Source organism: Rhizobacter sp. SG703, assembly GCF_012275445.1.
Taxonomy (GTDB): Bacteria; Pseudomonadota; Gammaproteobacteria; order Burkholderiales; family Burkholderiaceae_C; genus Rhizobacter.
Map to the genome: position 1 here is coordinate 412,112 of NZ_JAAZQK010000006.1, position 15,592 is coordinate 427,703.

21 protein-coding genes are annotated in these 15,592 nt (G+C 69.0%); 3 read left to right on the forward strand and 18 right to left on the reverse strand.

Going from position 1 to position 15,592, the window contains the following annotated elements; translation table 11 throughout:
* Positions 1–55: 55 nt before the first annotated feature.
* The 5 genes from FHT26_RS15175 to FHT26_RS15195 are packed head-to-tail and all read right to left on the reverse strand — an operon-like array spanning position 56 to position 4,172.
* Complete coding sequence (locus FHT26_RS15175; RefSeq protein ID WP_168560941.1) at positions 56–673, reverse strand: SCO family protein; 618 nt, start codon at positions 671–673, stop codon at positions 56–58.
* A 2-nt stretch (positions 674–675) separates the two neighbouring features.
* The gene (gene cyoE, locus FHT26_RS15180; protein ID WP_168560942.1) at positions 676–1,596 is read right to left on the reverse strand and encodes a heme o synthase; all 921 of its coding nucleotides are present in this window, start codon (positions 1,594–1,596) and stop codon (positions 676–678) included.
* A gap of 18 nt (positions 1,597–1,614) precedes the next feature.
* Positions 1,615–2,769: a COX15/CtaA family protein gene (locus tag FHT26_RS15185; protein WP_168560943.1), complete on the reverse strand. Its 1,155-nt coding sequence runs from the start codon at positions 2,767–2,769 to the stop codon at positions 1,615–1,617.
* Between the two features lies 1 nt (position 2,770).
* A complete protein-coding gene (locus FHT26_RS15190) occupies positions 2,771–3,487 on the reverse strand; it encodes an SCO family protein (RefSeq protein ID WP_168560944.1) in 717 nt (238 codons plus the stop codon).
* Positions 3,441–4,172 carry an SURF1 family protein gene (locus FHT26_RS15195; RefSeq protein WP_349238155.1) on the reverse strand — a complete coding sequence of 244 codons (732 nt, stop codon included), beginning with the start codon at positions 4,170–4,172 and terminating at the stop codon, positions 3,441–3,443. Before FHT26_RS15195 ends, FHT26_RS15190 begins: the two co-directional genes overlap by 47 nt.
* Before the next feature lie 60 nt (positions 4,173–4,232).
* Here FHT26_RS15195 and FHT26_RS15200 point away from each other — a divergent pair, with 60 nt between their 5' ends.
* On the forward strand, positions 4,233–4,451 hold the full coding sequence (locus FHT26_RS15200; RefSeq protein ID WP_168560946.1) for a twin transmembrane helix small protein: 219 nt from the start codon (positions 4,233–4,235) through the stop codon (positions 4,449–4,451).
* A gap of 121 nt (positions 4,452–4,572) precedes the next feature.
* On the opposite strand, the gene FHT26_RS15205 is transcribed toward FHT26_RS15200, so the two are convergent.
* The 8 genes from FHT26_RS15205 to FHT26_RS15235 form a co-directional block, all read right to left on the reverse strand.
* Entirely contained in the window at positions 4,573–5,457 is an 885-nt protein-coding gene (locus FHT26_RS15205) for a cytochrome c oxidase subunit 3 (RefSeq protein WP_168560947.1), read from the reverse strand.
* Positions 5,458–5,496: 39 nt separating this feature from the next.
* Positions 5,497–5,733 (reverse strand): DUF2970 domain-containing protein, encoded by a 237-nt coding sequence (locus FHT26_RS15210; RefSeq protein WP_056815966.1) that lies wholly within the window; start codon positions 5,731–5,733, stop codon positions 5,497–5,499.
* On the reverse strand, positions 5,730–6,329 hold the full coding sequence (locus tag FHT26_RS15215; protein WP_168560948.1) for a cytochrome c oxidase assembly protein: 600 nt from the start codon (positions 6,327–6,329) through the stop codon (positions 5,730–5,732). Before FHT26_RS15215 ends, FHT26_RS15210 begins: the two co-directional genes overlap by 4 nt.
* 16 nt (positions 6,330–6,345) lie before the next feature.
* A complete protein-coding gene (locus FHT26_RS29535; protein ID WP_210427404.1) occupies positions 6,346–6,456 on the reverse strand; it encodes a cytochrome oxidase small assembly protein in 111 nt (36 codons plus the stop codon).
* Positions 6,456–8,093 carry a cytochrome c oxidase subunit I gene (gene ctaD, locus FHT26_RS15220; protein ID WP_168560949.1) on the reverse strand — a complete coding sequence of 546 codons (1,638 nt, stop codon included), beginning with the start codon at positions 8,091–8,093 and terminating at the stop codon, positions 6,456–6,458. Before ctaD ends, FHT26_RS29535 begins: the two co-directional genes overlap by 1 nt.
* Positions 8,094–8,143: 50 nt before the next feature.
* Positions 8,144–9,319, reverse strand: coding sequence for a cytochrome c oxidase subunit II (gene coxB / locus FHT26_RS15225; protein WP_168560950.1), 1,176 nt, complete (start codon positions 9,317–9,319; stop codon positions 8,144–8,146).
* A 25-nt stretch (positions 9,320–9,344) separates the two neighbouring features.
* Entirely contained in the window at positions 9,345–9,908 is a 564-nt protein-coding gene (locus FHT26_RS15230) for a DUF2244 domain-containing protein (protein ID WP_168560951.1), read from the reverse strand.
* Between the two features lie 141 nt (positions 9,909–10,049).
* Complete coding sequence (locus tag FHT26_RS15235) at positions 10,050–10,964, reverse strand: class I SAM-dependent methyltransferase (RefSeq protein ID WP_246867890.1); 915 nt, start codon at positions 10,962–10,964, stop codon at positions 10,050–10,052.
* Positions 10,965–11,013: 49 nt separating this feature from the next.
* Here FHT26_RS15235 and FHT26_RS15240 point away from each other — a divergent pair, with 49 nt between their 5' ends.
* Together FHT26_RS15240 and trmL are read left to right on the forward strand one after the other, a co-directional pair.
* Entirely contained in the window at positions 11,014–11,706 is a 693-nt protein-coding gene (locus tag FHT26_RS15240; RefSeq protein ID WP_168560952.1) for a ComF family protein, read from the forward strand.
* A gap of 11 nt (positions 11,707–11,717) precedes the next feature.
* The gene (trmL, locus tag FHT26_RS15245) at positions 11,718–12,188 is read left to right on the forward strand and encodes a tRNA (uridine(34)/cytosine(34)/5-carboxymethylaminomethyluridine(34)-2'-O)-methyltransferase TrmL (protein WP_168560953.1); all 471 of its coding nucleotides are present in this window, start codon (positions 11,718–11,720) and stop codon (positions 12,186–12,188) included.
* Positions 12,189–12,200: 12 nt separating this feature from the next.
* Here the strand turns inward: trmL and FHT26_RS15250 are convergent, their stop codons facing one another.
* The 5 genes from FHT26_RS15250 to FHT26_RS15270 all read right to left on the reverse strand — a co-directional run bounded on the left by FHT26_RS15250 (position 12,201) and on the right by FHT26_RS15270 (position 15,529).
* Positions 12,201–13,175, reverse strand: coding sequence for a tripartite tricarboxylate transporter substrate binding protein (locus FHT26_RS15250; protein WP_168561044.1), 975 nt, complete (start codon positions 13,173–13,175; stop codon positions 12,201–12,203).
* A 10-nt stretch (positions 13,176–13,185) separates the two neighbouring features.
* On the reverse strand, positions 13,186–14,172 hold the full coding sequence (locus FHT26_RS15255; protein WP_168560954.1) for an NAD(P)H-dependent glycerol-3-phosphate dehydrogenase: 987 nt from the start codon (positions 14,170–14,172) through the stop codon (positions 13,186–13,188).
* Between the two features lie 31 nt (positions 14,173–14,203).
* Positions 14,204–14,668 carry a protein-export chaperone SecB gene (gene secB, locus FHT26_RS15260; RefSeq protein ID WP_168560955.1) on the reverse strand — a complete coding sequence of 155 codons (465 nt, stop codon included), beginning with the start codon at positions 14,666–14,668 and terminating at the stop codon, positions 14,204–14,206.
* Between the two features lie 140 nt (positions 14,669–14,808).
* Positions 14,809–15,075, reverse strand: a complete 267-nt coding sequence (gene grxC, locus FHT26_RS15265) for a glutaredoxin 3 (RefSeq protein WP_056815985.1) — start codon at positions 15,073–15,075, stop codon at positions 14,809–14,811.
* A gap of 43 nt (positions 15,076–15,118) precedes the next feature.
* Positions 15,119–15,529, reverse strand: coding sequence for a rhodanese-like domain-containing protein (locus tag FHT26_RS15270; RefSeq protein ID WP_168560956.1), 411 nt, complete (start codon positions 15,527–15,529; stop codon positions 15,119–15,121).
* Between the last annotated feature and the right edge of the window lie 63 nt (positions 15,530–15,592).

Below are 15,592 nucleotides of genomic sequence, written 5' to 3' on the forward strand. Positions count from 1 at the left end.
TGGCGGTCAGCAGAAAGGGCCCCGCAGGGCCCTTTTCTTTTTCAGGCCGGCGTTTTCACGCGCTGCCGAGCAAGGCCTTCAAGTCCGATTGCAGCGCCTCGCTGCCACTGCCATAGCGCGTGAACAAGCGCAGCTTGCCGGTCGTGTCGAACACGTACGAGCCGGCGGTGTGGTCCATCGTGTAGCTGCCTTCGGTCTTGCCGGGCACCTTGGCGTAGAACACCTTGAACGACTTGGCCACCGCGGCGGTCTGCTCGGGCGTTCCGCGCAGCGCGACGAAGCTCGGATCGAAACTGCCCATGTAGGCCTTCAGGATTTCCGGCGTGTCGCGCTCCGGGTCGATCGTGATGAAGATGCCCTGCACCTTGTCGCCGTCAGCACCGAGCGCCTTCTTGACCTGCGCCAGCTCGGCCATCGTGGTCGGGCAGACGTCGGGGCATTGCGTGTAGCCGAAGAACACCACCGCCAGCTTGCCCTTGAAGTCGGCCAGCGTGCGGGTCTTGCCGTTCTGGTCGGGCAGCGACAGCCCGCTGCCGTAGTCGGCACCGGTGATGTCGACCGCCTTGAAGGCCGGCGTCGACGATGCCGACGGCGGCAGCTTGTCGCAGGCGGCCAGCAGGCCAGCCCCTGTGACGACCAGGGGCGCGAGCACGAACAGTCGGCGTTGAATCATCATCACAGCAGGGGGCTCAGGTAGTGGTCCACCAGCAGCGCGGTGAACAACAGCGACAGGTGGTAGATCGAGAACAGGAAGGTGCGGCGCGCGAGCGCATCGGAGTACTCGCGCCACAGCTTCCAGGCGTAGCCGGTGAACATCGCGCCCAGCACGACGGCCGCGGCCAGGTAGATCCAGCCGCTCATGCCGAACACGAAGGGCAGCAGCGTGGCCGCGAACAGCACGAAGGTGTACAGCAGCACCTGCAGCCGGGTGAACTCGTTGCCGTGCGTGACCGGCAGCATCGGCAGGCCAGCCTTGCGGTAGTCCTCGACACGGTACAGCGCCAGCGCCCAGAAATGCGGTGGCGTCCACAGGAAGATGATCAGGCACAGCATCAGCGCCTCGGGGCCGACGTCGCCGCGCATCGCGGCCCAGCCAAGCACCGGCGGCATCGCGCCCGACGCGCCGCCGATCACGATGTTCTGCGGCGTCAGCGGCTTCAGCACCACGGTGTAGATCACCGCATAGCCGACGAAGGTGGCGAAGGTCAGCCACATCGTCAGCGGGTTCACGAGCAGGTAGAGGATCGCGCTGCCGACGGCACACAGCGCGCCGGAGAACAGCAGCGTCTGCGTGTTGGTCAGTTCGCCCTTGGCGGTGGGCCGCCACGCGGTGCGCGCCATCCTGGCGTCGATGTGCTGCTCGACCAGGCAGTTGAAGGCTGCCGCGGCTGCGGCGACCAGCCAGATGCCGGCGGTGCCCGCCAACGCGAGGCGCCAGTCCGGCAGCCCCGGCACCGCCAGCAGCATGCCGATGACGGCGCAGAACACGATCAGCTGCACCACGCGCGGCTTGGTCAGCGCGTAGAACTGCCGCCAGCGCGACGGGCGCGCGACGGGAGTGGTCGTGGCAGCAGGGGGAGTCAAGGTGTTGGACATGGGAACGAACCGCCGATTTTACGAGGCGTGCCTCCAGGCAGGCGTGGCAGCGGAACGCCGCCCGACGGACAAAACGTCCACATGCGCCCGCGCGAGCAGGGCCGCGAGCAGTGTCAGCAGCGCCGCGGCGCCGCCGGTGTGGGCCAGCGCCGCCACCAGCGGCCAGCCCAGCACCACGTTGCCGAGCCCGCTGGCGAGTTGCCATGCCGCGATCGCCGCGCAGCGCAGCGCCCAGCGGCGCAGTGCCGGATCACCGCTCGCGTGCAGCCGCCAGGCCAGCAGCAGCAGCGCCGACAGCGTGACGACCGCGCCGAGGCGGTGCACCACGTGGATCGCGGTCAGCGCGGCGAACGGCAGGTAGCCGCCGTCCTTGCCGGCGCCCAGTTCGCGCCAGACCGCGAAGCCGTGGCCGAAGTCCATCGCCGGCCACCACGCGCCCTGGCAGGTCGGGAAATCGGTGCACGCGAGCACCGCGTAGTTCGTGCTGACCCAGCCGCCCAACACCACCTGCGCGAGGCCGATCGCGAGCACCGCCCACACCGCGCGGCGCAGCGAGGCCGGCACCGCCAGCGGCGGGCGGTCGTCGGCCTGCGCCTGCACCGCCAGCAGCATCAGCAGCCCGAGCCCGCCGAGCAGGTGCAGCGTGACGATGGCGGGGAACAGTTTCATCGTGACGGTCAACGCGCCGAACGCGCCCTGCACGCAGACCCAGGCCAGCGTCGCGGTCGCCCACCAGGGCGACAGCGCACGGGCATCGCGCCGCCGCTGCCGCCAGGCGGCGATCGTGATCGCGATGATCAGCACGCCGACCGCGCTCGCGAGGTAGCGGTGCACCATCTCGACCCAGGCCTTGCCGTGCGTGACCGGACCGCTCGGCATCGCGGCCTGCGCCGCCTCGATGGGGCCTTGCGCGCCCAGCGGGCTGGCGTGGCCGTAGCAGCCGGGCCAGTCGGGGCAGCCGAGGCCCGAATCGCTGAGCCGCGTGTAGGCGCCGAACAGCACCAGGTCGAAGGTCAGGAACAGCGTCATCACCGTCAGCGCGCGCAGCCGTGTGGCCGGGTGCGCGCGCCGGTGCCGCAGCGCGATCCACACCAGCGGGCCGGTCGCCAGCAACAGCGCCACCAGCGCCATCACCGCCAGCGGGCTCAGGTCGTAAGACGCCACTGCGCCCATCTCACCGCGCCGGTCGGCCGGGCTGGTCCCACGACGCGGATGCGCGCAGCAGCTTCTCGATGTCGCGCTTCAACCGCGCGGCATCGGGGTTCGGCGGCACCCGCATCATCCACTGCCCCATCGGGTCGACGAGGTAGATGTGCTGCGCGAGTGCCTGCCCGTCGGCCGGTGCGAGCCAGGCCGCCAGCCGCTCGTGCGGGACGCGCAGCACCGCGGCCGGCGTGCCGACCGAGATCGCCTGCATCACCTCCGGCCGCGGCGTGCGCGCGTCGGTGACCAGCCAGAGCTTGTCGACGCGCTCCTTCTCGCGGCCGAGCGCCTCGCGGATCTGCCGTTGCAGGTAGAGGTATTTCTCGCAGGTCGCGTCGCAGGCCGCATCGCCGACGACGACGATCAGCCACTGGCCGCGCAGCGCCTCGGCCGCGACCGGCTCGCCGCCCAGCGTGCGCAGCCCGAGGTCGGCCGGCATCGGCCGCGACGGCGTGATCAGCTCGCTGTAGTTGGTGCGCCCCTCGGGCCGGATCACGAAGTAGGTGAAGTAGGACGCGATCACCGGCGCGGCACACACCGCGAGCACCAGCAGCATGCGCAGCCGGCCGGCCGCGGTGCGGCGCTGCGCGTCGACGAGCGCCGGCGACGGCAGCGAATGCACGCTGAAGTTCAGCGGCGAATCAGGCGCGGCGCCGGAGCCGGGGGCGGACGAGTTGGAACCAGACATACAGACCTGCCATCAGTGCGCACATCGCGAACCACTGGAACGCGTAACCGTAGTGCTTGTGGATGTCGACCGCGGGGGCCGGCCAGCGGCGCGCCAGGCCGTCGCCGGCCGCGCCCGGGGTGTCCTGCTGCTGCACCGACAGCGGCCGCAGCCGGACACCGATCTCCTGCGAAAACGCCGCGGGTTCGAGATTCTGCCGGATGGCAGCGGCCACGCCGCCGGCAAAGTCGAACAGCCGGGCGGGCGGCGGGGCGATCAGGCCGAGCAGCTCGACCTCGCCGGGCGGCGTCGGCACCACCGGCACGCGGGTGCGGTCGGCCATGTCGCGCGGTGCCCAGCCGCGCTGCACCAGCACCGCGTCGCCGCCCGGCAGCAGCAGCGGCGTGACGACGAAGAAGCCCGGGCGGCCGTCCATCTGCCGGTTGTCGAGGTAGACGGTGTTCTGCGCGCGCCAGGTGCCGCGCAGGCGCACCGGGCGGTAGTGCTGCAGCTCCGCCTGCGCCGCGGTGCTGGCGAGCGATGCGTCGTCGAGCGGCGGCAGGTGGCCGCGTTCGTCGAGCGCCGACTGCAGTGCGCGCTTCTCGGCGGCGCGGCTCAACTGCCACACGCCGAGCCGTGCGGTGATGGCCATGCCGACGAGCGTCGCGAGCAGCACGATCGCAGCGCGCCGGCGGGCGCTGCTCATGCGCGGCATGCCTTGCCCCTGCCTGGGATGCAACGGTGCACGGTGGAATAATCGTTGCCCATGAAATACCTGATCGGCGTCGCGTTCGTCTTCATCATCGGCGCGCTCGCGTTCGCCGGGGTCTTCATGATGCGCGACGGCCGGGACGGCAAGCCGAAGAGCGGCAACATGATGCGCGCGCTCGCGGTGCGCGTCGGGCTGTCGGTGCTGCTGTTCGCGATCATCCTGTTCAGCTACTGGATGGGCTGGATCCAACCCACCGGCATCCGCACGAACTGATCACGGCAGGCAAAAAAAGAGCGCCGCAGGGCGCTCTTCCATCAAGCCACTCCCCAGGATCCGGCTCCGCCGGGCCAAGGGAGGCGCCCCTCGGGGGCCGAGCCCGGACTGGGGGGTCTATTCAGAGCCAATACACGACGATGTACAGGCCGAGCCACACGACGTCGACGAAGTGCCAGTACCACGCGGCGCCCTCGAAGCCGAAATGGCGCTGCGGCGTGAAGTGCCCGCGCTGCAGCCGCAGCGTGATGAACAGCAGCATCAGCATGCCGACGAACACGTGGAAGCCGTGGAAGCCGGTCAGCATGAAGAAGGTCGAGCCGTAGACGCCCGACGACAGCTTAAGGTTCAGCTCGGTGTAGGCGTGGTGGTATTCGTAGCCCTGCAGCGTCAGGAACAGGATGCCCAGCAGCACCGTGACCCACATGAAGCCGATGGTCTTCGCGCGGTGGCCGGCGATCAGCGCATGGTGCGCGATCGTCAGCGTGACGCCCGAGCTCAGCAGCAGCGCGGTGTTGATGGTCGGGATCGGCCACGGGCCCATCGTGCGGAACGGCTCGACGGTGCCGGCCGGCGCCGCGGTCATGCCGACGCCCGAGCTCGGCCAGATCGCCTTGAAGTCGGGCCACAGGATCGCGTTGTCGAAGCTGCCGAGGTTGGGCACCGCATGCAGCCGCGCCCAGAACAACGCGCCGAAGAACGCGCCGAAGAACATCACCTCGGAGAAGATGAACCAGCTCATGCTCCAGCGGTACGAGACGTCGATGCGGTCGCTGTACAGCCCGCCCTCGCTCTCGCCGATCGCATCGCCGAACCACTGCTTCAGCACGAAGGCCCACCACAGCAGCCCGAACAGCACCAGGTACGCCGCCCAGCCGTGGCCGTTGACCCACTGGCCGCCGCCGAAGATCACCATCAGCAGGCCGAAGGCGGCCATGACCGGATGCCGCGAAGGCGCCGGAACGAAGTAGTGGGGCGCCTGGCCCGAATGCGTCGCTGACGACATGTTTTCTCCTGCTAGTCCGATCTGTTTCTCTTCAACTCTTCAGCCCGCGGTGGCGACACCGCTGGACAACACCCACTGCACCAGAAGCACCAGCACGATCACGAACAGCGCGGCGCCGAGCACGCCCGCGATGACCAGGTGCACCGGATTCAGCTGCTCCACATCCTTCTCGTAGTCGCCCGACTTGCGCACCCCGAAGAACGACCAGGCGACCGCCTTCATCGTCGCAAGGAACGAGCCGCGGCGCTTCACCGCATCCTTCAATCCGTCGCTCATGAGCCGCCCTTCACCGCCGACGGCTCGTTCGGCGCGGCGGCCACCTTGCCGCCCGCCACTTCGAAGAAGGTGTACGACAAGGTGATCGTCTTGACGTCCTTCGGCAGCTTCGGGTCGATCACGAACACCACCGGCCACTGCTTCGATTCGCCCGGCTGCAGCGTGTGCTCGCTGAAGCAGAAGCACTCGAGCTTGTTGAAGTGCGGCGAGGCCTGCTTCGGCGCATAGCTCGGGATCGCCTGCGCGGTCATCGTGCGGTTCTGCACGTTGCGGAACTCGTACATCACCGTCGCGAGCTCGCCCGGGTGCACGTCGATCGAGCGCTGCATCGACTTGAACTCCCACGGCCCGTGCGCGTTCGCATCGAACTCGACCGTGATGGTGCGACTCGCATCGACCTGCGTGTTCTTGTGCGTCGCGTCCGAATTGCCCGGCACCGCGCGTTCCGACAGCGACAGCACGTTGACGCCGAGCGCTTCGCAGATCGAGCGGTACATCGGCACCATCGCCAGGCCGAAGCCGGCCATCGCGACCGCCACGACGACCAGCTTGCCGGCCATGCGGAGGTTGTCGGTCTTGAGGCCTTGGTCGCTCATGACGTCGAGATCCGGATCAAAGCCCGAAAAGAGCGGCCTTGGCCATGAAACCGATGAAGAAGACCACCGCGACCGACGCCAGGATCCAGCCCAGCCGGCGGTTGTTCTTCTTCTGCTCCGGCGTCATCAGCCGATCACCTTGGTGGCCGCAGCGTTCAACTTGGGCGGCGTCTCGAAGGTGTGGAACGGCGCCGGCGACGGCACTTCCCATTCCAGGCCTTCGGCAGCTTCCCACGGCTTCTGCGGCGCCTTCTCGCCCTTGCCGCGCATGCACGGCAGCACGATGAAGAGGAAGAAGTAGACCTGCATCAGCCCGAACCAGAACGCGCCGATCGACGCGATCATGTTGAAGTCGGCGAACTGCATCGGGTAGTCGGCGTAGCGGCGCGGCATGCCGGCGAGACCCAGGAAGTGCATCGGGAAGAACGTGACGTTGAAGGCGATCAGCGAGCCCCAGAAGTGGATCTTGCCGCGCGTCTCGTTGTACATCACGCCGGTCCACTTCGGCGCCCAGTAGTAGAAGCCGGCGAACATCGCGTACAGCGAGCCAGCCACCAGCACGTAGTGGAAGTGCGCCACCACGTAGTAGGTGTCCTGCAGCTGGATGTCGACCGGCGCCATCGACAGGATCAGGCCGGTGAAGCCGCCCATCGTGAACACGAAGATGAAGCCGACCGCGAACAGCATCGGCGTCTCGAAGGTCATCGAGCCGCGCCACATCGTCGCGATCCAGTTGAAGATCTTCACGCCGGTGGGCACCGCGATCAGCATCGTCGCGTACATGAAGAACAGCTGGCCGGTGACCGGCATGCCGGTCGTGAACATGTGGTGGGCCCACACGATGAACGACAGGATCGCGATCGACGCGGTGGCGTACACCATCGAGGTGTAGCCGAACAGGCGCTTGCGGGCGAAGGCCGGCACGATGTGGCTCACGATGCCGAAGGCCGGCAGGATCATGATGTACACCTCGGGGTGGCCGAAGAACCAGAAGATGTGCTGGTACATCACCGGGTCGCCGCCGCCGGCGGGGTTGAAGAAGCTGGTGCCGAAGTGGCGGTCGGTCAGCGTCATCGTGATGGCGCCGGCCAGCACCGGCATCACCGCGATCAGCAGGTAGGCGGTGATCAGCCAGGTCCAGCAGAACATCGGCATCTTCATCAGCGTCATGCCGGGCGCGCGCATGTTGAGGATGGTCACGATGATGTTGATCGAGCCCATGATGGAGCTCGCGCCCATGATGTGCATCGCGAAGATGCCGGCGTCCATCGACGGGCCCATCTGCAGCGTCAGCGGCGCATAGAGCGTCCAGCCGGCGGCCGGCGCACCGCCGGGCATGAAGAACGAACCCACCAGCATCAACGCGGCCGGGATCAGCAGCCAGAAGCTCAGGTTGTTCATGCGCGCGAAGGCCATGTCGGCCGCGCCGATCTGCAGCGGCACCATCCAGTTCGCGAACCCGACGAAGGCCGGCATGATCGCGCCGAACACCATGATCAGCCCGTGCATCGTCGTCAGCTGGTTGAACAGCTGCGGGTTGACGATCTGCAGGCCCGGCTGGAACAGCTCGGCGCGGATCAGCAGCGCAAGGATGCCGCCGACCATCAGCATCGTGAACGAGAACAGCAGGTACAGCGTGCCGATGTCCTTGTGGTTGGTCGCGTAGACCCAGCGGCGCCAGCCGTGCGGGTGGTGGTGCGCCTCGTCGCCGTGCGCGTCGTGCGCATCATGCGAGTGGCCGTGGGGATCGAGAACTGCGCTCATGGGTAGGTTCCTTTGGGCGACGCTGGCTGTTGCTTGCGCTGTTGCGTACGTTATTGCTTGCGCTCGGCGAGCACTTCCGACGGCTGCACGGTCTGGCCGGTCTTGTTCGACCAGTTGTTCTTCGTGTAGGTGACGACCGCGGCGATGTCGGTGTCGGACAGCTGCTTCCACGATGGCATCGCGCCGTTGTTCTGGCCGTTCAGCACCACGTGGATCTGCTTGGTCTTGTCGGTGTCCTGCACGACCGGCGAACCGTCGAGCGGCTTGATCGGACCGCCGCCCTTGCCGTTCGGCTGGTGACAGGCGGCGCAGTTGGCGGCGTACACCTTCTCGCCGCGCGCGAGCAGCGCGGGCTGCTCCCAGACCTTGGCCGGATCGTCGGCCGCGGCGGCCATTTCCTTCTTCTTCCCGTCGACCCACTTGGTGTAGTCCTCGGCGGACACCACCTTCACGTGGATCGGCATGTAGGCGTGCTCCTTGCCGCACAGCTCGGCGCACTGCCCGTAGTAGTCGCCGATCTTCTCGGCGCGGAACCAGGTGTCGCGCACGAAGCCGGGGATCGCGTCCTGCTTGATGCCGAACGACGGCACCATGAAGGCATGGATCACGTCGGTGGCTGTGGTGATCACGCGCACCTTCTTGTCGACCGGCACGACCAGCGGGTTGTCCACCTTCAGCAGGTAGTCGTCGCCCGACGGCTTGCCGGAGTCGGACATCTCGCGCTGCGTCACGTCGAGCGTCGAGACGAAGCCGATGCCCTCGCCTTCGCCCTTCAGGTAGTCGTAGCCCCACTTCCACTGGATGCCGGTGGCCTTGACGGTCAGGTCGGCTGCGCTGGTGTCCTTCATCGCGACCACCACCTTGGTGGCGGGCAACGCCATCAGGATCACGATCACGAACGGCACGATGGTCCAGATGATCTCGACCGTCGTGCTCTCGTGGAAGTTGGCCGGCTTCGCGCCCTTGCTCTTGCGGTGCTTGATGATCGAATAGAACATCACGCCGAACACGCCGAGGAAGATCACGACGCAGATGATCATCACGAAGTAGTGCAGCCAGCGCTGCTCGGCGGCGATCGCGGTGACCGGCGGGTGCAGGTCGAGCTGGTTGACGGCCGGCCCTCCCGGCAGGCTGTTGACGGCCATGGCAGCCGATGTGGCCAACGCGGCGCCCAGGCCGAGGCTGAGTTCTCCCGCCCGCTGCCAAAGTGTTTTCGTCTGCTTCATCATGGTCGTTTCAGTTTTCCCAAAATCACACCGGAGACGGCCGCGCCGCCCCTTGTTGCCAGCGCCGCAGCGCATGGCGCAACTCTTGCGCCAGCTGGCTGCGCAACTCGGGCCGCACGAAGCGCCCCACCGCAATCCGACGCCCCTGGCCCGACAGCTCGATCAGCGACTGGTCGCCATGGGCGGGTTCCACCCGCACCCAGGCGGGCTGGAACTCCACCCGCTCGACCTGCTGCCCGTTCGCGACTTCCACCGTCAGCCGGTCGTTGCGCAGCACGATGCTCTCGCTGTCGGTCGCGTGGCGCGCGACCACCCACAGCGCGAGCCCGACGGCGAACAACTCGATCCAGGCGAAGGTCATGATCATTCGTGCGCCCTGGAACCAGAACATCGTGGCAATGCCCAACGACAGGATGCACAACGACAGGTAGAACGCGAGCAGCTGCCTGGGCGCCATCGAGCAGTTGCGCTTGAGCCGCCAGTCGATCGACCAGCCTGCCGGGCCACCCTCCCCGCGGGATTCGTGACCGAAGCGAAACTCTGCCCGGGGTGCCGAGGGCTGCCACGCCGCCGACGAGCTTGTGGACATACTGCGCCTTCTCCAGTTGCCTCCAGAGATCTGTTCTTCGACGGTTCCCCCGACCCGCTGCCGCACCCCTGGCCGCGCACCCCGGACGAAACCGCATTTTTCAAGCCCGCGAGTTTAGCGCAGGCGGCCATCCCGAGGCCCTCAGCTTGAACCCTGGCGCGCGCGCACCAGCGCACGCATGTCGTCCAGCGACACCGTCGTCTCGGCCGCCATCGGCACCCGTGGCGGCGCCTTGAACGCATGGCCGTACGCCACTTCGAAGCTCATCGAGATGCGGCCGTCCGGCCCGGCCAAGGCCTGCAGCGCGGCCAGCAGGCGCGCGCGCCAGCGCGGCGTGCGCAGCCCGGCGAAGCGCTCCGGCGCCGCGTTGCCGCCCAGCCCGCGCAGCTCGGCCAGCAGCGCCTGCGGGTCGGCCCAGGTCAGCGTGATCAGCTCCTGATCCATCACCGGATCGGCGAAACCGGCCCGCACCAGCATGTCGCCCAGGTCGTGCATGTCGACGAAATCGGCGGCCGGCACCGGCCAGTCGAGGCGGCGGTACAACGCGCGCAGCTCTTTCAGCGTGTCCGGGCCGAAGCACGAGAACATCGCGAAGCCGTCGACCGCCAGCGCGCGCTGCCACTGGCCGAGCACCACCGGCGGGTCGAACACCGCCTGCAGCATCATGTTGGCCCACACCAGCTGCACGCTGCCGGGCTCGACCTGGTCGGCAGCGACGACCGTCACCGGCGCGCCGCTCCAGCGCTTCGGCGACCACCAGGGCGACTTCGCGAGCGCCGCGCTGCGCTCGCGCAGCGCTGCAGTCGGCTCGACCAAGAGGCGCCGCGCCTGCGGGTAGGCGCGCGCCAGGTGCTCGGCGCCGGCGCCGCCGAAGCTCCACCAGTCGGCGATCGCATCCGGCTGCTTGCGCACGATGGCCAGGCGCTCGGCCATGCGCCGCGCGATCTCGCCGTGCAGCCACGGCGCCTGCGGCGCGCCGGCCAGCCGGCGCAACGCCCGCACGACGACCGCGCGATCGAAGCGTCGCGAGGTATCGGCCGAAGGGGAATCGCTCATCGGCGGGCAGTATATTGAGCCGGTGATCTTCTCGCGCCTGCTCCGCCACATGCCCTCGCTGTGCGCGGTGTGCCAAGGCTGGGAGACCGGTGCCGCTGCCCGCGTGTGCCGGGGTTGCGTGCAGCGCTTCGCCGTCCCCGTACCACGCTGCCACCGTTGCGCGCTGGAGGTGCCGGCAGGCGTCGCGACCTGCGGCGCCTGCGTGCTGGCACCGCCGCCGTTCGATGCCGCCTTTGCCGGCGCCGGCTATGCGCACCCCTGGTCCGGGCTGATCACCCGCTTCAAGTTCAACGGCGCGCTCGACCTGGCCGATGCGCTGGCGGCGCGCCTGCATGCGGCACGGCAGCGCGATGCCTCACCCTGGCCGCAGCTGCTGCTGCCGGCGCCGCTGGCCGTCGAACGCCTGCGCGAGCGCGGCTTCAACCAGGCCTGGGAACTGGCTCGGCGGCTCGCCGCCGGCGGCCCGGCGCGCGCCGATGCCGGCCTGCTGCTGCGGCTGCGCGCCACCGCGCACCAGCTCGACCTGCCGCCCGAGCGGCGCGCGGCCAATGTGCGCGGTGCGTTCGCGGTCGAGCCGCTGCGGCGCGGCGAGCTGGCCGGCCGGCACGTCGCGCTGGTCGACGACGTGATGACCAGCGGCGCGACGCTGGCCGAGCTGGCGCGGGTGCTGAAGCAGGCCGGCGTCGCGCGCGTCGAAGCCTGGGTCGTCGCGCGCACGCCGCGCCCGTCGGCCGCCGACTGACAATCGCGGCCATGTTCAACATCGTCCTCGTCCACCCGGAGATCCCGCCGAACACCGGCAACGTGATCCGGCTCGCGGCCAACACCGGCTGTGCCCTGCACCTGGTCGAGCCGCTCGGCTTCTCGATGGAAGACCGGCTGCTGCGGCGCGCCGGGCTCGACTACCACGAGTTCGCGCCGGTGCGGCGGCATGCCTCCTGGTCGGCGTTCGTCGAGGCCGCGACGCCCGATCCGACGCGAATGTTCGCGTTCACGACGCGCGGCAGCCGGCCATTCGCCGAGGTCGAATGGCAGGCCGGCGACTGGCTGGTGTTCGGATCGGAGACGGCCGGGCTGCCGGCCGACCTGCGCGAGACGTTTCCCGGGCATCAGCGCGTGCGCCTGCCGCTGCGCGCCGGGCAGCGCAGCCTGAACCTCAGCAATGCGGTCGCGGTCGCGGTGTTCGAGGCGTGGCGCCAGAACGGCTACGCCGGCGGCGCGTAGAGCGCCCTATTCCTATTCCGGCTGCACGCCGGCGGCCTTGATGACCTTGCCCCAGCGTTCGCGTTCGGTCTTCATCAGGCCCGCCAGAGCCTCGGGCGCCGTGCCCGCCGCGCTGAAGTACTGGCCGAGGATCTTGCCGCGCACCTCGTCGGTCTTGATGATGCGCACCAGCTCGGCCGACACCCGGTCGACCACGGCCTGCGGCGTGCGGGCTGGCGCGAGCACCGCCTGCCACGAGATCGCCTCGAAGCCGGCGTAGCCTTGCTCGACCAGCGTCGGCAAGTCGGGCAGCGCGCCGAAGCGGCCGAGCGTCGTGACGCCCAGTGCCTTCAGCTTGCCGGCCTTCACCTGCCCGATCGCGATGCCGGGCACCATGAACCCGGCCTGCACCTGGCCGGCCAGGATCGCGTTGACCACCTGCGGAAAGCCTTGATACGGCACGTGCACGATGTCGAGGCCGGCGCGCGCCTTGAACGACTCCATCGCCAGGTGCGCCGCGCTGCCGTTGCCGACGCTGCCGTAGTTCAGCTGGCCCTTCTTCTGCTTCGCGACGCGCACGAAGTCGGCCAGCGTGTCGACGCCGAGCTTCGGGTCGACCACCAGCACGTTCGGCGAGGTCGCGACCAGCGTCACCGGCACCAGGTCTTTCAGCGGGTCGTAGCCGAGCGATTTCGACAGCAGCGGCGCGGTCACCAGCGGCCCCTGGATCGTGAACAGGAAGGTGTAGCCGTCGGGCTCCGCCTTCGCGACCAGGCCGGTGCCGAGGTTGCCGCCGGCGCCGGGCTTGTTGTCGACGACGATCGGCTGGCCGAGCGCCTGCGCGAGCGGCTCGGCGATCAGCCGCGCGATGATGTCCGGCGAGCTGCCGGGCGGGAACGGCACGACCAGGCGGATCGGGCGGGCCGGCCAGGCCTGCGCACGGGCGGGCAGCGCGCCCGACAGGGCGGCGGCCATGCCGGCCACCAGGACATCACGACGTTTCGGCAGGCTCATCAGGTCAGCTTTCGGGACGCGCGTCGCGCATCATCAGGAGGCGCATCGATTGTTCGGGCGTGCCGCGGCCCTCGAGCACGTTGACCACCGCTTCGGTGATCGGCATGTCGACCGAGCGTGCCCGCGCGCGGCGCAGCACGGTCGCGGCGCAGGCCACCCCTTCGGCCACGTGGCCGAGCTCGACGAGGATCTTCGGCAGCGGCAGGCCTTCGGCCAACAGCAGGCCGACCTTGCGGTTGCGCGACAGGTCGCCGGTGGCCGTGAGCACCAGGTCGCCGAGGCCGGACAGGCCCATGAAGGTGTCGGGCCGCGCACCGAGCGCGACGCCCAGCCGCGTGATCTCGGCCAGCCCGCGCGTGATCAGCGCGGCCCGCGCATTGAGGCCGAGCTCCATGCCGTCGGCGATGCCGGTGGCGATCGCCATCACGTTCTTCACCGCGCCGCCCACTTCGACGCCGACCACGTCGCTCGAGGTGTAGATGCGCAGGCTCTCGCCGTGCAGCGCGGCGACGGCCTGCTCGCAGAGCTCGGCATCGGTGCTCGCGGCGACCAGCGCAGTCGGCCGGCCGAGCGCGGCCTCCAGCGCGAAGCTCGGGCCCGACAGCACGCCGACGCGGCGGTCGTTCGGGCGTACCGCGCGCGCGACCTCGTGGCCGAGCCAGCCGGTGCCGTCCTGGAAGCCCTTGCACAGCCACAGCACGCCGCTCGCGTCGGCCGGCAGGCGGCGCAACATCTCGGCCAGCCCGGCCATCGGCGTCGCGATGATGATCAGCCCGCCGCGCGCATGCTCGACGCAGCTGTCGAAATCGGACGACACCACCAGCGATGGCGGCAGCGCGATGCCCGGCAGGTAGCGCAGGTTCTCGCCGCGCGTCTGCAGGCGCTCGCACTGCTGCGGATCGCGCACCCACAGGCGGGTGTCATGGCGTGCCGAGGTGCTCACGGCAACCGCCGTGCCCCATGCGCCGGCTCCAAGAACGGTGAGCTTCACCGCGGCCCCTGCGTCGGTCGGGTCGGACGAATCAGTTGATCGACGGCGTCGCAGCGCCGTTCGCGGCCTGCTGCTGTTGCTGTGCCTCGAACATCGCCTGGAAGTTGACCTCGGCCAGCAGCACCGGCGGGAAGCCGGCGCGCGTGCAGATGTCGGAGATGACGGCGCGCAGGTACGGGTAGATGATCTGCGGGCAGGCGATGCCGATGATCGGCTGCAGCTGGTCTTCCGGGATGTTGCGGATCTCGAAGATGCCGGCCTGCTTGGCCTCGACCAGGAACAGCGTCTTGTCGGCGACCTTGGTCGTCACGGTGGCGGTGACGCTCACTTCGTAGACGCCGTCGGCGACCGGCTCGGCGGCCAGGCCGAGGTTGATGTCGACCTGGGGCTGCGTCTGCTCCAGCAGGATCTGCGGCGAGTTCGGCTGCTCGAGCGACATGTCCTTCAGGTACAGGCGCTGGATCTGGAACACGGGGGTTTGGGTGTCGTCGGACATGGTGCTCTCGCGATTGACGAAGACGAGTGAAAAAAGCCCGCGAGCGGGATGTGCGGGCTGCGGCGCGGATTATGTCCGAGGCGCCGGGGGCGAATTGAAACGCCTGGTGTGGACGGTCGCGCGAGAGGCCGTGGGGCGCGTCAGGCGGCGGCCGCCGACAGCAGTGGTGTCAGCCCGCCGCGCTGGTCGAGCGCGATCAGGTCGTCGCAGCCGCCGACATGCGTGTCGCCGATGAAGATCTGCGGCACGGTGCGGCGCCCGGTGCGCTCGATCATCTCGTCGCGCAAGCCCGGCTGCAGGTCGACGCGCACTTCGTCGATCTGGTCGACGCCGCGCGACTTCAACAGCTGCTTCGCGCGGTGGCAGTAGGGGCACACCATCGAGGTGTACATCTTCACGGCTTGCATCGCTTCGCTCCAACGACGGGCCTGGACGACGGCCCTGGAAACCTCAGGCCGATTTCTCGACCGGCAGGTTCGCTTCGCGCCACGCCTTCAGGCCACCGGCCAGTGCGCGAGCGTTCTCGTAGCCTGCCTTGCGAAGGATACCGATCGCGCGGGTGGCGCGTGCGCCGCTCGCGCACACCACCACCAGAGGCAAGGCCTTGTTCTTGGGCAGCGCGTTCGAGGTCTCGATCTGTGCCAGAGGCACGTTCTTCGCGCCGGCGGGGTGGCCGGCGGCGAACTCGGCCGGCTCGCTGACGTCGATCAGCACGCCCTTCTCGCGGTTGATCACGTGCACCGCATCGGCGGTGGACAGCGCCCCGCCCTGCGCGCCGCGGCGCAGCGTGGGCCACAGCAGCAGACCGCCGGACACCAGGGCCACCGCGAACAGATACCAGTTGTCGAGAAGGAATTTCACAGGCGAGGCCCAAGGGTTGGAAGCAAACGCGAATTATAGAATTCGGCGGTCTGCCTCCCCGGG